The sequence below is a fragment of the Ewingella sp. C233 genome (assembly GCF_055407225.1).
On the sequence record NZ_JBUZRI010000005.1, the window covers coordinates 21,559 to 36,127 of the forward strand.

The following is a 14,569-nucleotide window of genomic DNA, read 5'->3' on the forward strand; positions in this document are numbered from 1 at the left end:
GGGGCGAAAGCTCCCGTTTTTTTTTGCCAGAAAATCCCCCTACGCCTGTGCTTCTCTCAAAAGCCAGTCGCGAAACAGTTCCATCGACGGCGTCATGGGTTTTGATTTCAGATGGGTGAGCCAGTAGCTTCCCTGACTGATGGTGATATCAAACGGGCAGACCAGCAGGCCGCTATCGAGCTCACGGGCGAACATTTTGGATGGCGCCAGAGCCACGCCGCCAGTATGGATGGCGGTTTCAATCATCAGGCGTGAGGAGTCGAAGATCGCACCGTTGACTCTTTCAGGCACGACGCCCGCGGCGGTGAACCAGTTGTCCCACTCGTCGGCACGGTAAGATCGCAGTAGATTTTCTTTAAACAGGTCCGCCGGGCAGGTAAGGCGCTGGGCCGTCGCCGGGGTACATAACACGCTCAGCGGCGCATCAAATAACGTTTCATTATGCGTCGAGGGCCACAGCCCTGCGCCAAAGCGGATCGCAAAATCTAGCCCTTCAGCGGCCAGATTCACCACGTTATTGTTGGTACGCAGCCGCAGTTCAACGATAGGATGCTCCTGTCGGAACTGTTCGAGGCGAGGCAGAAGCCAGCCAACGGCAAAAGTCCCGACGGCCGCCACGGTGAGCACCTCGTGATACTGACCGCCTTCGAACTGCCTGAAGACATTCTCGATATGGCCGAAGGCATCAGTCAGTACGGCAAACAGCGCCCGTGATTCATCCGTCATTTCCAGACCGCGCGGCAATCGCTTAAACAGCACCATCCCCAGACGATCTTCCAGAATACGCACCTGCTGACTGACCGCCGCCTGGGTGACATACAGCTCCATCGCCGCCCGGGTAAAACTGAGGTGTCTGGCAGAGGCTTCGAAAGCGCGCAGGGCATTAAGAGGGAGATTGGATCGCATTGTGTTTATCCATTAGATTTTCTTTAGGCTAGAGGAAATTCTTCTCGCTTGTCAATATCGGGTGAATCGCCGATTATCCTGCCCATCAGAAAGGGAAATTCGCTAAATTCTGGATCTTCCCGATGTTCTGTGACGATTAACCTCCCTCAGAAATAAGAGATGACATGATCACACATACTTTCCGTAAAACGGCCCTGATGGCCGCCGCCGTAATGCCATTACTGTTTGGCAGTGCGCCTGTGTTTGCCCAAACGTCTGCTGATGCGGCAACCATTAAACAGAAACTGGCTGAGCTGGAAAAAAGTTCCGGCGGCCGTCTCGGCGTGGCGCTGATCAATACGGCGGATAGTTCGCAGATTGTGTATCGTGGCGCAGAGCGTTTCCCGATGTGCAGCACCAGCAAAGTGATGGCCGCATCGGCGGTGTTAAAACAGAGTGAAACGAACAAAACGTTGCTCAATAAGCGCATTGAGATAAAAAAAGCCGATCTGGTTAACTACAATCCGATCGCGGAGAAACATCTCGACACCGGCATGACGCTGGGTGAACTCGGCGCTGCAGCCATCCAGTACAGCGATAATACGGCCATGAACAAGCTGATCGCCGAGCTCGGTGGTCCCGCTGGCGTGACGAAATTCGCGCGTTCAATCGGTGATAAGACGTTCCGCCTTGACCGCACTGAGCCGACGCTGAATACCGCCATTCCGGGTGATAAGCGTGACACCACGTCGCCGCTGGCGATGGCAAAAAGCCTGCAAAATCTGGCGTTGGGCAAAGCACTTGGCGAACCACAGCGCGCGCAGTTGGTAGAATGGCTGAAGGGCAATACCACCGGTGCTGAGAGTATCCGCGCAGGCCTGCCAGCCTCGTGGGTTGTAGGCGATAAGACCGGCAGCGGCGACTACGGCACCACCAACGATATCGCGGTGATCTGGCCTGAAAACCACGCCCCGCTGGTGCTGGTGACTTACTTCACCCAGCCACATCAGGATGCCAAAGCCCGCAAGGATGTGTTAGCGGCAGCGGCTAAAATTGTGGCAGCAGGTCTGTAAATTCCAGGGAGTGGGGCGCAAGCCCCTCTCTCTTCACGGCAACAGCTCCCCCGTTTTCCCCTCCTGCCTTAATCAATAGATTTTCTTAGATAAGCCAACGCCTTCCCCTTCTTGCACGGCGAAACGTCAGACCTGTCACAAAAGTTTATTGCGAACGAACGTTCTCAAATCTTGAACGCCCGTCCAAGATTTGACATGATGCACGGCTTACTCCCTTTCCTGCCGGTTACTCTCGTGGTTTATCTGTGTAAAGAAGATCGTAAAGCCGCCATTTTGCAGGCGGCGGCACGGGTGGCGCTGGAGGAAGGTCTGGCGGCGACCACCGTGCGCCGGGTTGCCAGCGAAGCCGACACTGCCGCGGGGCAGGTTCATCATCATTTTTCCAGCGCCGCCGCACTGCGCGCTGACGCCTACGGACTGGTAATGCGCAACCTGCAGCAATCGCTGGCAGCCAGCAGCGCCTGTCTGGCGCCGCTCGAACGCATTCAGCTTTACCTTATTGATGCCAAAGACGAGGAGTACATCCGCGCCATTCGCTTGTGGCGTGAAGCGATGCTCCTCACCGAGCAGGATGAATTAATGCGAACTGCTTTCGCCAGTTCGTTGTCTGACTGGCACGCTCTGGTGAAGCAAGTGATTGATGATGGCCGCCGGAGCGGAGATTTTGTTGCCGGAGAGTGCGCGGACGACATCGCGTGGCGGCTCATCGGCCTGAGCAGCAGCCTCGACGGAATGGCGCGTCTGGCATCTTTGGGCCTGACCACACAGCGTGTGGCCCGTAATCTTAACCGCGCCATCACTCTCGAGTTACGGCAACCTTCAACGTTTGACGCCTTTCCGGCACAAGGAACCGCCTGATGTTCACCACCTATTTGTACCTTGGCATTGCCATTGTGGCCGAAGTGATCGCCACCAGCAGCCTCAAAAGTTCTGAAGGTTTTACCCGGATCGGGCCGAGCCTGCTTTGCATTGCCGGTTATGGGCTGGCGATTTTCCTGCTGTCACTGACGCTGCGCACCTTGCCGACCGGTATCGCGTACGCGATCTGGTCCGGCGTCGGTATTGTGCTGGTGTCGGCGATTGGCTGGGTTTATTACGGGCAGAAGCTCGACACCCCGGCCATCATCGGTCTTAGTCTGATCATCGCGGGTGTGATTGTGGTGAACGTCTTTTCAAAATCGATTGCACATTAAGTCACGGGGCAGGTGGCCACATTTTTCCGCGTCTGTGGCGCGGACGCCCGCTTTATTATCAGGACAGTCTGGAGTTCATTTTGTACAACATAGATAAACCCGATTTTCATGACGAGCTCATCAAGGAGCTGTTGTACTGGATTGAAGTGAATCTGAACGATCGTCTGACCATGGAAAGTGCCTCGAAGAAAACCGGCTATTCGCCGTGGTATCTGCAACGGTTGTTTAAGAGTAAAACTGGTTATGCGCTGGGGAAATATATCCGCGACCGTCGCCTGACGATGGCGGCGATTGCTCTGCGTCTGACCAACATGCCCATTCTGGATATCTCGCTCTATTACTCCTACGACTCGCAGCAAACCTTTACGCGATCGTTTAAAAAGAATTTCGCCGAGACGCCCGCCGTGTTTCGCCGCAACCGCGAATGGAACATGGGAGGGGTGACTGCGCCCTTGCTGCTGGATGATTTTCCTCAGCCGGCGTATGACATTGTTGAGCTGCCGGAAATGGCGTTTGTCGGCCAGACCACGCGCCATACCTATCCTATCGAAGAGTTATTTAACCCGAAAAACCACGTTCACCGCGACGCATTGCACAGCTACCTCAAAGAGCCGGAATCATTGCAGGGGGAAGTGTGGGGGGTGTCGAACTGCGGTCCGGGTGAGGAAAAAACCTCGGTGATGGAGATGGAGTATACCGTGGGGCGCGAGAAGATTGCGGGGCATCACGATGAGCAGCCCGCCACGCTGACCGTTCCGGCCGGGCGTTACCTGAAGATCGACTACCCGCACGAACTCGGACGGCTGAACAACTACATTCTTTATGTTTACTCGGTGTTTTTACCGACGCTGGGCCTGCAATTTCGCATCAGCCATGACCTGGAAAAATATTCGCAGGCTACGGCGCGTAACGGCATTACCTGCGAATATTATATTCCGGTGGTATGACGCGCTAGTTTCAACAGGTCAGCGCACTACGCTAAAAGCAAAAGCCTCCGATATACGGAGGCTTTTTATCTGGGACAAAGCCTGTAACTCAGTTAAATACCATACCGCCGTCGATTAATAGCGACTGTCCGGTCATATAATCGGAGTCAGGCCCGGCGAGGTAGGAGACGCAGCCCGCCACGTCTTCCGGCTCGGAGAGACGCTTCAGGGTAATGTTTTTGGCAAACTCTGCGGTTCCGTAGCCGACCGGTTTACCGGCGGCTTTTGAAACCTGACGGTCAATTTCTTCCCACATCGGTGTTTTCACAATGCCGGGGCAGTAGGCGTTAACCGTGATGCCAAGCGGGGCCAGATCGCGTGCCGCGGTTTGTGTCAGTCCGCGTACGGCGAATTTGCTGGAGCTGTAAATCGCCAGTTCCGGGTTGCCCACATGTCCGGCCTGTGAGCAGGCATTGATGATTTTCCCGCCGTGATTGAGCGATTTAAAGGCTTTGATGGCGGCCTGAATGCCCCATATGACGCCTTTCACGTTGATGTTGTAAACGCGATCCACAATCTCCGGTGTAATGTCTTCAATCAGCGTGGTTGGCGCGATACCGGCGTTATTGACGATCACGTCAAACCCGCCCAGCTGGTTTTTCGCCGCGTCGACGGCAGCGAAGACGTGATCGCGGTCTGATACATCAGCCAGTTGCGCGATAGCCCGCCCACCGGCCTGGTTAATCTCCTGCGCCACGCTGTTGGCGGTTTCTGCGTTAAAATCCACCACCGCAACGGCGAAACCGTCTTTTGCCAGTCTCAGCGCAATCGCTCTGCCGATCCCTTGTCCTGCACCTGTTACTAATGCCACTTTTCCATGATCAGACATACTGCTTATCCTCTCTGTATGAGTTTCAGGGGATTCCCCACAAACAGACGGATCTCGGACCCGCTGAATGCTGCCGGGAAGCTAAGATTATTCTTACCCCCCTAAAGGGGTAGGCGCAAATGTTAGCCACGGGAAGTAACTGTTTTGACAACCAGGAAGGGAGGAAAGTGTAAAGCTGAGGGGGCAGTCGCAGACGCGAAGGAAAAAAGAGCGCATGGCTTTATGTCCACAATGTATATATGGTTTACTGGGCGTAACGGAGTGAATTTGTTGCGGGCAGAGACCCAAAAGCGGCGCGGTTGTAATATCAGAACGGACAGGAACTGAAAAGCGTGACGTTAAAGAAATATGCCTTTGCGCACCCAAATAGTTTACTTTCGTGATGATGAAATTTAATTCACTATATACCACCCAAGACATATTAAAATCAGGAACGAAAATGTTAGAAATTTTCGATGTCAGCTACAGCGAGCTTACTGGCATACGGTCTGAGGACCTTTACAAACTGAGAAAAAAAACCTTTAAAGATCGCCTGAATTGGGCGGTAAAATGCAGCAATGACATGGAATTCGACGAGTACGATAATAAAGACACACGCTATCTTCTGGGTATTTATCACGACCAGTTGATCTGTAGCGTCCGCTTTATCGATCTGCATCTGCCTAACATGATCACCCATACTTTCCATGCGCTGTTTGATGATGTGGAATTACCGGCGGGGCGTTACATTGAATCGAGCCGTTTTTTTGTCGATAAAGCCCGGGCTAAAGAGTTATTAGGTAGCCGTTATCCGATAAGCTATATCCTCTTTCTGTCGACGATCAATTACTCCCGCCATTTTGCCCATACGGGGATCTACACGATCGTCAGCCGCGCCATGCTGACTATTATTAAGCGTACCGGCTGGGACGTTGAGGTGGTTAAAGAAGCGTATGTCAGCGAAAAAGAGCGTATCTATCTGCTGCGTCTGCCGACTGAACAGAAAGACCAGGCCAACATGGCTCGGCCTATTCAAGAGTTTTTGGAAGGCTCAGACGCGGATTTGCGCGCCTGGCCAATGTCGTTGCCCGCTATGAAAGAACGGGCTTAATTAGTTCAAGCTCAACGCCAAGCCTGATTGCCTGTTTGGCGTTGATGACTCCCAACTTTTTCACCACGTTTCCCATGTGGTATTTCACCGTTCTGGTGGTAATACCCGTGATCAGCGCCACCTCCTGATAGGTTTTCCCCATACTGGCCCAGTGAAGCACCTCATTTTCCCGTGGTGATAAAATCGTTTTGCCGGCTGTAAGAATGCCCATGCGCGATGCCACCCCTGGCGCATTCTGGTTTAGCATCAGCATCTTTTCATGAGCTTCAATCAACAGCATTTGCAGTTTGTCGAGGTCACGCGCAACGTTAACTTCCAGCGTTTTTTCAGCATGGTTGTCCATCATCAGCGACAGCATCGCCAAATTGTTCATCTGGTCGTGAACCACAAAGGTGAAGCCATTAACGATGTTATGTTTTTTAGACAGTGAGAAGAGTTTTGAGGATTTGAGATCTGACAGGACAGTGATGTTTTCATCCCACGAGAAAGGCGAACAGCGTCGGAATGCCGTCAGTACGACGGGGTCAATATGCTGATAATTATTCCCGACGTAGAGATCAATCCATTCATTCGGGTAACTGGAAATAATAAAAATATCCGCCGGATTCTTTTTATTGATGACCATATATGTATATCTGGGGCTGCCGTAGACCTCAAGCTTTCTGTTGATATAATCGCGGAGCGTTTCTATTTTTTTGTCATCATTCTTCAAACCTGAAAACATTCGCCGTCTCCCAACGCCAACCGCTGCGTCCTTTTGCGTCTAAAAGTACAGTGCCTGATTGCACCTTAGTACAACTACCGTACTGTGCCAGCATCCGTATAATAATAAAAACAGTCACATATTAGTAAAAACCTGATCTTATGGGTCAGGTGGCAACATTAGCCAGTGCCAGGGAAATACCCGCGTTAATAATAAAAAAATGCTACAGAAGTGCATTTGTTTACGCAAGTGCAACTTCTGTAGCGACAATCAGTTTCACTCCTTTCCATTTCCTCAGTTCTCCAGATTTCTCCCCCTGATTTATTTATCAACCACTCCGTGATTATCAGCTCAGAAAATATACGCATTTGCACCGTTGGCCCCTCATTTTATCCGTCATGCAGGTGGCCATTTTTCAGTTGTCAGGGCAGGGTAAATGTTTTTACTTTGGCGACCATCAGCCGGTGCAATAAATGCAGGGCTTCATTGGCAGGCTGGCTTCTTTGCCATACCGAAATGCCCAATCGGCCGGGGGAAGGCAGGCTGTCAGTGACTTGTAACGTGGAGGGCAGCCCTATCCGCGTGCGTACCGTGACGCCAAGCCCCGCCTGTACACCGGCCCAGATACCGCTCAGGCTGTGGCAGGTAAAGGCAATGCGCCACGCAATACCGGCCTTATCCAGCGCCGAGATGGCGCGGGAACGCAGTAGGCAGGGTGCATCGAACATGACCAGCGGCAGCGGTTCACCGCGCATCTGGAACGAGGAAATATCCCGCTCCTCGTGGTGGATCCACTCCAGCTGACACTGGCCGACAAGCTGGCTGTCTGGCACATCCTGCTCCGGTTGCCACAGTAGCGCCAGGTCCAGCTTATTCTGCGCCATGCCGTTGAGCAGTGCCTGATTCCGGTCGACCTGCGCCGACAGGCGCAATCCCGGATGTTGCTGACTGAATTTGCCGAGGATCTCCGGCATGATGGATTCACCAAAATCTTCCTGCATCCCCAGTCGCACTTCGCCCTGAAGTAATTCGCCTTTGATGGCAAGCTGCGCTTCATCATTTAGCGCCAGCAAACGCCGCGCATAGCTGATAAGCATTTCGCCGCTGGTGGTCAGCACCAAATGACGGCCACTTTTTATCACCAGCGTTGCGCCGCACTGCTGCTCCAGTTTCTTTAACTGGGCGCTGACCGCCGAGGTTGAACGGCACAGGTGTTTCGCTGCCAGAGCAAAACTGCCGGACTCAATGCCCATAACAAAACTGCGCAAAGCATCGGTGTCGAGGGAGACGGGAAGTTTGTCCATTATCATCCTTGTATGCGGGATTGTGGGTTGTGAATATTTTGATTTTCCGCATCGTAGCATTGCACCAGAATGGTTTCTCCCCCACTGGAGAAAATATTATGTCTGCTTCCCTTGATCGTGACTCCCTTGCCCTGATTGCCCCCAAACTTGCCCAACTGACTCAGGATGTCCTGTTTGGCGATATCTGGGCGCGTACTGAACTCTCTGCGCGCGAGCGCAGCCTGATCACACTGGCAACCCTGACTGCGCTGGGCCGCGTCCAGCAGCTTCCCTGGCATATCGGCTTTGCCAGACAAAACGGATTAACGACGGTGGAAATCACGGAAGTGTTCACGCATCTGGCTTTTTATGCGGGCTGGCCCGCCGCCGTTTCCGCTTTGGGCTGTCTGAATGAGGGAGAACGCTGATGCCGCTGACCCGAATCACCCTGCGTCAGGGATACAGTGACGCGGCGCTGCGGCAGATATCCGATATTTTGCATCAGGCGCTGGTCGGCGAATTCGCGGTACCGCCGGATGACCGTTTTCAAATCATTGAGACACTGCCGGATGCGCAGCGCAGCATTGACCCGCACTATCTGAGCGGGACGCGCAGCCACGATTTTATGCTGTTCCATATTGTGGCGGGCAAACCTCGTACGTCTGAACAGAAGCAAAATTTTTACCGCGTACTCAGTGAACGGCTGCATTCCCTGCTGGGCATTGATCCGGATGATGTGATGGTGGTGATTCAGTTCAATACGTCGCAGGAGTGGAGTTTTAGCGGCGGGGAGATGTTTCAGCCCGGCGGCTGATTCGGGGATCAGCTTCTCAGTAATCGCTTCATCAGCAGATCCGGGATGCTTTGTCTCTGCGCAGCCAGTCCACTGACCACCCATCCAGGCAAAATTGGACGCTTAAGTCGCTTTCCATTAGGGTGATTAAAACCGCGAAGGAGACGCTTGAATGAAAGAGATTACTCACAATGGCCCGGCACCTGAAAATCCGCACCCTATGGAAGGATTTCCTCAGGTCTGCTTCATCAAAAATACGGTTAATAATCCGAATATTATTATTGGTGACTACACCTATTATGATGATCCCGAAGACTCGAAAAACTTCGAACGTAACGTGCTCTATCACTTCCCTTTTATTGGCGACAAACTGGTAATTGGCAAATTCTGTGCACTGGCCCGCGGCGTAAAATTCATCATGAACGGTGCCAACCATAAGATGTCCGGCGTGTCGACTTATCCTTTCTGGATCTTCGGTAACGGCTGGGAAAAGTCATTACCGCCAATGGAAGAGTTGCCCTATAAGGGGGATACGGTGGTCGGAAATGACGTATGGATTGGCTACGACGTGCTGATCATGCCGGGGGTGAAAATCGGTAATGGCGCCATTATCTCGTCGCGCTCGGTGGTAACCGCCGACGTCCCGGCCTACAGCGTGGTGGGCGGCAATCCGGCCAAGCTGATTAAACCGCGCTTCGCACCTGATATTACCATTCGTCTGGAAAGTATCGCCTGGTGGGACTGGCCGGTGGAGCGCATCACCCACCATATGGCGCTGATTGTTTCAGGAGATGTTGCTGCACTTGAGAAGGCGAGAGAATAAAACCACGGCGCCCCGTCGCAGGGGCGTCTTTTTTTACATTCAGCGTACTTATTTCACCGCCGCCAGTTCCCGCTCTTCATCCGTTATTTTCACCACAAACTGATTTTGCGGTTCACGCAGGCCGAGGTTTTCCCGCAGCGTATTGCCTTCGTATTCCGTACGGTACAAACCACGCTGTTGCAACAGTGGGATCACCTGTTCGACAAAATCGTCGAACGCCGTCGGCGTGCCGCCGCGCACGATAAAACCGTCGGTAGCGCCGCGGGTAAACCAGTGCTCCAGACCGTCGGCCACATCGGCGGGCGTACCCAGAAATGTCGGGCGCGGCGTGGCGGATTCCAGCGCAACCTGACGCAGCGTCAGGCCGCGTGCCTGTGCATCACGTTTGATCTCATCGGTGGTGCTGCGAAAGCTGTTCTGGCCCAGATCGCCGATGTCCGGGAAAGGCGCGTCGGGGTCATGCTGGCTGAAATCATAGTGTTCGAAATAGCGGCCAAGGTATTCCAGCGCCTTATCCAGCGTCACCAACTGCGCCGTTTGCTGATATTTCTGCTCGGCATCAGTGACGCTGTCACCGACAATCAGGCTGATTCCCTGGAAAATGCGGATATCGTCTTCGCCACGACCGTTTTCCACCAACTGACGCTTCACATCCTGATAAAACACGCGGGCCAGTTCCGGCGTGGCCTGACGGGTATAAATCGCATCGGCCGCTTCAGCAGCGAAGGCTTTGCCCTGATCAGACGCACCAGCCTGAAACACAACCGGCTGGCCCTGCGGCGAGCGCCCGACGTTCAGCGGACCCTGTACCGAAAAGTATTTTCCCTGATGATGCAGGGTATGGAGTTTTTCTGGTGCAAAGAACTGGCCGTCGGCTTTATTGCGCACAAAGGCATCGCCTTCCCACGAATCCCACAGGCCTTTCACCACGCTGACGTATTCGCTGGCGATGCGGTAACGCTCGTCGTGTTCAGGATGAATATCTCGCGAGAAGTTTTTCGCCGAGCCCTCCAGTGGTGACGTCACCACATTCCAGCCCGCCCGGCCACCGCTCAGATGATCGAGGCTGGCAAACTGCCGTGCCACGGTAAAGGGTTCGCTGTAGGAAGTGGACAGTGTCGCCACCAGCCCGATTTTTTGGGTGACCAGCGCCAGCGCAGAGAGCAGGGTGATGGGTTCGAAGCGGTTGAGAAAGTGCGGAATCGACTTCTCATTGATGTACAAACCGTCGGCCACGAAGAGGAAATCAAACTTCCCCTGCTCGGCTTTTTGCGCCAGTTGCTGGCAGAACTGGATATTAATACTGGCGTCAGCCACCGCGTCCGGGTGGCGCCACGCTGACATATTGCCCGATGCGCCCTGAATGATGGCACCTAACCGTATCTGTCTTTTGTTACTCATAATGGCTCACTTTTGATTATTTTGAGGATGTCAGGTTCAGGCCGCCTGCCCGGGCAGCACCGGCAGGGCGTCCAGCAATTGTTGTGTCCAGCGGTGTTGCGGTTGAGTAAACACCCGTCCGACGTCGCCGCTTTCGACCACTGCGCCGTCTTTCATTACCAGCACGCGGTCGGCCAGATGATGAATAACGCCGAGGTCGTGGGAAATAAACAGCAGCGCGGTGCGGTGCTCCGCCTGCATATCGGCCAGCAGATCCAGCACCTGCGCCTGCACCGAAACGTCCAGTGCACTGACCGGTTCGTCCGCCACCAGCAGGGCCGGATTAGGCGCAAAGGCGCGGGCAATCGCTACGCGCTGGCGCTGTCCGCCGGAGAGTTCGCGTGGATAGCGTGGCAGGAAACTGGCTCCGAGCCGCACTTCGTCCAGCAGTTGCAGCACGCGGCCGCGCCGTTCTGCGCCGAAAATCCCGGCAGCATCCAGACTCTCGCCAATGATTTTTTCCACCGTGTAGCGCGGGTCGAAAGAGCTGAGAGGATCCTGGGCGATAAGCTGAATCCGGCTGCGGCGCTGGCGACGCTGGTTTTCTGCCACGCGGCTCCAGGGCTGGCCCTCAATTTGAATCAATCCGCTGTCAGGTTCTGTCAGCCCCAATACCATACGAGCTACAGTGGTTTTCCCCGAGCCAGACTCGCCGACAATTCCCAGAGTTTCCCCGGCAGACAGCCGGAAGCTGACGTCACGGACAACCTGATGTGCGCCGTAGTGTTTGTTCAGCCTGAGAGCCTGTAACAGCGGCTCACCGGTTTCAATCTGTTTGGCCGGAAGGGGCTGTGGCACAGGCGAGGAGAGGCGCAGGCCCCTGGTTTGCGGTGTCGGCACTGCCTGCAACAGCTGGCGGGTCCACGGATGTTCCGGAGCCCGCAACAGGCGCCGCGCCGGTCCCTGTTCCACCACTTCGCCCTCTTTCATCACCATCACTACATCGGCCAGTTGGCCGACTACCGACAGGTCGTGACTGATGAGCAGCAGCGCCTGACCGTCGTCGCGGCGGCGTTGCAGCAGATCAAGAATTTGTTTTTGTACCGTCATATCGAGTGCGGTAGTAGGTTCATCGGCGATCAGCAGTTCGGGTTTACCGGCCAGCGCGGTGGCGATCAGCGCACGCTGACGCAGGCCGCCAGAAAGTTGGTGCGGGTAGAGCTCCAGCCGCCGCTGCGCCTCGGGCATACCGACTGCTGCCAGCAGTTGTAAGCTGCGCTGACGCACATCGGTGTTGCCATCCCGCGCATTGGCTCGCAGCGCATCACCGAGCTGCTGACCAATGCGCCGCAGCGGGTCCAGCGACACCAGCGCGTCCTGTAAGACGTAACCAATCTGCTTGCCACGAATGGCGCGCCAGTCACGCTGGCTAGCCTGTAACATGTCGCGCCCGTCGATCATGAAACGGTCGGCGGTCAGCTGGGCGTTTTCATCCTGTAAGCCAATCAGTGAGCGCGCGGTGACGGTTTTACCTGAACCGGACTCCCCGACCAGCGCCAGCGACTGGCCGCGTTGCAGTTGTAAATTCAGGCCACTGACCACGGTTTTCAGCCCTTGCGGTGACGGAAAACGCACGGTGAGGTTACGGATATCAATAAACAGTTCGCGGCTCATGCTTTTTTTCCTTCGAAACGTGCCTGCCAGTGACGGCCAATCGTGTTGACTGCCACCACGGTAAGGGTGATTGCTACGCCCGGCCAGACGCCAATCCACCAGGCATTGCGCAGATAGTTACGACCTTCGGCCAGCATCAGCCCCCATTCTGACGTCGGTGGTTGCGGTCCCATGCCGAGAAAGCTCAGCCCGGCGGTGCCGATAATGGCGGTGCCGAGGCCCAGTGTTGCCAGCACCGGCACGTGGGCAATGGCGTGCGGCAGGACGTGCCGCCAGACTAATACCCGGCGGGTCAGCCCGAAGGTGCGTGCCTGCTCGACATAGCCCGACGACATCACCAGAAAAGTTTGCGCCCTGACGACGCGGGCAAAGCGCGGGATTGATGCCACGCCCAGCGCGAAGATGAGGTTGACGGTGCCGGGGCCGGTGAAGGCGATCAGCATCAGGGCCAGCAGCAGATCGGGAAACGCGGACACCACGTCAACGGCGCGGCTGATGAACTCATCCAGCGCACCGCGCGCCAGACCGGCCAGCAGCCCGAGCAGACTGCCGACGGTGACCGCCAGCGCCATCGCCGCCAGACTTATCAGCAACGAGTAGCGGCTGCCGTAAATCAGCCGCGTCAGCACGTCTCGTCCGAGCTGGTCCGTTCCCAGCCAGTGTGCGGCAGAGGGCGGTAACTGAGCATTCACCGGATCCGCCATCAGCGGATCGTAGGGGCTCAGGAGCGCGGGAAACAGTACGGCTAGCAAGACCAGCAGCAGGAAAACTCCGGAGATCAGCAAACCGACGCGCGGCAGTGCACGGCGGCGAAGCAGGGGAAGGGTCAGACTCATGATGCGCCTCCGCGGGAAGCGGGCTGGTCGCGCAGGCGCGGGTCAATCAGCAGATAGAGAATATCCACCAATGTGCTCATCACCACGTAAACCAGCGCAGAGAAAATCGCCACCGCCAGCACCACGGGCAGATCTTTGCCGAGCACCGCATCAACGGTGATTTTGCCTAAGCCGGGGCGGCCAAAGACCTGTTCAGTGATCACCGCGCCACTGAGCAGTCCGCCAATCAGCCAGCCGGTAAGGGTGACGGCGGGCAGTGCCGCATGGCGCAGCGCGTGACGTAAACGGATGGTCAGGTTGCCAATCCCCCAGGCGCGCAGCGTCAGGGCGAAAGGCTCATTGAGGGCATCTTCCAGCCCGCGCCGCAGCACCTGCGCGACCACTGCGCCCTGTGCCAGCCCGAGGGAAAGCGCGGGCAATACCAGTGCGGAGAAGTTGCGGTCACCCGCCACCGGGAACCAGCGCAGGGTGAAGCTGAAAACAAACAGCAGCACGATGCCGAGCCAGAACGACGGGGTTGATGCCAGCAGCAGCTCAAAAAAACCGGCGATGCGCCTGCCGATGCGGCGGTTAGCGGTCAGCACCGCCATCATCACCGCAAAAATCAGACTGACGACCAGCGCCGCACCGGTCAGTTTCAGCGTCGGCCACAGCTGCGATAACACCAGCGAACTGACATCGGTATTGAGCATATAAGAACGTCCAAAATCACCGTGCAGCACCCGCCATAGATAGTGCAAGTATTGCAGCCACAGCGGCTGGTCCAGCCCCCATTCGGCACGGATCGCCGCCTCTATGGCCGGTGTGCGCACCTGCTCACCGACCAGCAAACTGACGATATCGCCGGGCGCCAAATAGACGCTGATAAACGACAGGCTGACCGCCGCCCACAGCACCAGCGTCCCGCTGCCGACGCGGCGCAGCACGCGCCACAACAGCGGCGCACGCCAGTTAAGGTGACTTCGCCAGCGCCGGGGCGGGACGAGTGAACTTTCTACGGTCATCGGTGGGCTCCTTTCTC

At 55.6% G+C, this 14,569-nt stretch carries 16 protein-coding genes; 8 read left to right on the forward strand and 8 right to left on the reverse strand.

The genetic code is table 11. The features are described from left to right. Positions 1 to 39 precede the first annotated feature (39 nt). Positions 40 to 906 carry a LysR substrate-binding domain-containing protein gene (locus ACZRKO_RS19320; RefSeq protein WP_463738859.1) on the reverse strand — a complete coding sequence of 289 codons (867 nt, stop codon included), beginning with the start codon at positions 904 to 906 and terminating at the stop codon, positions 40 to 42. Between the two features lie 164 nt (positions 907 to 1,070). Here ACZRKO_RS19320 and bla point away from each other — a divergent pair, with 164 nt between their 5' ends. The 4 genes from bla (at position 1,071) to ACZRKO_RS19340 (ending at position 4,098) form a co-directional block, all read left to right on the forward strand. Then, entirely contained in the window at positions 1,071 to 1,958 is an 888-nt protein-coding gene (bla, locus tag ACZRKO_RS19325) for a class A beta-lactamase (RefSeq protein ID WP_463738860.1), read from the forward strand. Between the two features lie 195 nt (positions 1,959 to 2,153). Then, positions 2,154 to 2,816, forward strand: coding sequence for a TetR family transcriptional regulator (locus ACZRKO_RS19330; RefSeq protein WP_463738861.1), 663 nt, complete (start codon positions 2,154 to 2,156; stop codon positions 2,814 to 2,816). Further along, the gene (locus ACZRKO_RS19335) at positions 2,816 to 3,151 is read left to right on the forward strand and encodes an SMR family transporter (protein WP_463738862.1); all 336 of its coding nucleotides are present in this window, start codon (positions 2,816 to 2,818) and stop codon (positions 3,149 to 3,151) included. Before ACZRKO_RS19330 ends, ACZRKO_RS19335 begins: the two co-directional genes overlap by 1 nt. An 80-nt stretch (positions 3,152 to 3,231) precedes the next feature. Further along, positions 3,232 to 4,098, forward strand: a complete 867-nt coding sequence (locus ACZRKO_RS19340; RefSeq protein WP_463738863.1) for a helix-turn-helix domain-containing protein — start codon at positions 3,232 to 3,234, stop codon at positions 4,096 to 4,098. An 88-nt stretch (positions 4,099 to 4,186) separates the two neighbouring features. Here the strand turns inward: ACZRKO_RS19340 and ACZRKO_RS19345 are convergent, their stop codons facing one another. Next, positions 4,187 to 4,966 carry a (S)-acetoin forming diacetyl reductase gene (locus ACZRKO_RS19345; RefSeq protein WP_463738864.1) on the reverse strand — a complete coding sequence of 260 codons (780 nt, stop codon included), beginning with the start codon at positions 4,964 to 4,966 and terminating at the stop codon, positions 4,187 to 4,189. A 439-nt stretch (positions 4,967 to 5,405) separates the two neighbouring features. Here ACZRKO_RS19345 and ACZRKO_RS19350 point away from each other — a divergent pair, with 439 nt between their 5' ends. Continuing rightward, positions 5,406 to 6,056, forward strand: coding sequence for an acyl-homoserine-lactone synthase (locus ACZRKO_RS19350; RefSeq protein ID WP_463738865.1), 651 nt, complete (start codon positions 5,406 to 5,408; stop codon positions 6,054 to 6,056). Here ACZRKO_RS19350 and ACZRKO_RS19355 read toward each other — a convergent pair. Together ACZRKO_RS19355 and ACZRKO_RS19360 are read right to left on the reverse strand one after the other, a co-directional pair. Continuing rightward, a complete protein-coding gene (locus tag ACZRKO_RS19355; protein WP_463738866.1) occupies positions 6,037 to 6,780 on the reverse strand; it encodes a helix-turn-helix transcriptional regulator in 744 nt (247 codons plus the stop codon). The genes ACZRKO_RS19350 and ACZRKO_RS19355 overlap by 20 nt on opposite strands. Before the next feature lie 401 nt (positions 6,781 to 7,181). Further along, positions 7,182 to 8,063: a LysR substrate-binding domain-containing protein gene (locus ACZRKO_RS19360; RefSeq protein ID WP_463738867.1), complete on the reverse strand. Its 882-nt coding sequence runs from the start codon at positions 8,061 to 8,063 to the stop codon at positions 7,182 to 7,184. Positions 8,064 to 8,161: 98 nt separating this feature from the next. Between ACZRKO_RS19360 and ACZRKO_RS19365 the strand changes: the two genes are divergently transcribed. The 3 genes from ACZRKO_RS19365 (at position 8,162) to ACZRKO_RS19375 (ending at position 9,658) form a co-directional block, all read left to right on the forward strand. Next, positions 8,162 to 8,470: a carboxymuconolactone decarboxylase family protein gene (locus ACZRKO_RS19365; protein WP_463738868.1), complete on the forward strand. Its 309-nt coding sequence runs from the start codon at positions 8,162 to 8,164 to the stop codon at positions 8,468 to 8,470. Continuing rightward, entirely contained in the window at positions 8,470 to 8,856 is a 387-nt protein-coding gene (locus ACZRKO_RS19370) for a tautomerase family protein (RefSeq protein ID WP_463738869.1), read from the forward strand. The genes ACZRKO_RS19365 and ACZRKO_RS19370 overlap by 1 nt, the downstream gene beginning before the upstream one ends. 151 nt (positions 8,857 to 9,007) lie before the next feature. After that, positions 9,008 to 9,658, forward strand: a complete 651-nt coding sequence (locus tag ACZRKO_RS19375; RefSeq protein ID WP_463738870.1) for a Vat family streptogramin A O-acetyltransferase — start codon at positions 9,008 to 9,010, stop codon at positions 9,656 to 9,658. Between the two features lie 48 nt (positions 9,659 to 9,706). On the opposite strand, the gene ACZRKO_RS19380 is transcribed toward ACZRKO_RS19375, so the two are convergent. The 4 genes from ACZRKO_RS19380 to ACZRKO_RS19395 are packed head-to-tail and all read right to left on the reverse strand — an operon-like array spanning position 9,707 to position 14,552. Next, positions 9,707 to 11,059 carry an LLM class flavin-dependent oxidoreductase gene (locus ACZRKO_RS19380; protein WP_463738871.1) on the reverse strand — a complete coding sequence of 451 codons (1,353 nt, stop codon included), beginning with the start codon at positions 11,057 to 11,059 and terminating at the stop codon, positions 9,707 to 9,709. A 36-nt stretch (positions 11,060 to 11,095) separates the two neighbouring features. After that, positions 11,096 to 12,712, reverse strand: coding sequence for a dipeptide ABC transporter ATP-binding protein (locus ACZRKO_RS19385; protein ID WP_463738872.1), 1,617 nt, complete (start codon positions 12,710 to 12,712; stop codon positions 11,096 to 11,098). Next, positions 12,709 to 13,548 (reverse strand): ABC transporter permease, encoded by an 840-nt coding sequence (locus ACZRKO_RS19390; protein ID WP_463738873.1) that lies wholly within the window; start codon positions 13,546 to 13,548, stop codon positions 12,709 to 12,711. The genes ACZRKO_RS19385 and ACZRKO_RS19390 overlap by 4 nt, the downstream gene beginning before the upstream one ends. Beyond that, the gene (locus tag ACZRKO_RS19395) at positions 13,545 to 14,552 is read right to left on the reverse strand and encodes an ABC transporter permease (RefSeq protein WP_463738874.1); all 1,008 of its coding nucleotides are present in this window, start codon (positions 14,550 to 14,552) and stop codon (positions 13,545 to 13,547) included. Before ACZRKO_RS19395 ends, ACZRKO_RS19390 begins: the two co-directional genes overlap by 4 nt. Between the last annotated feature and the right edge of the window lie 17 nt (positions 14,553 to 14,569).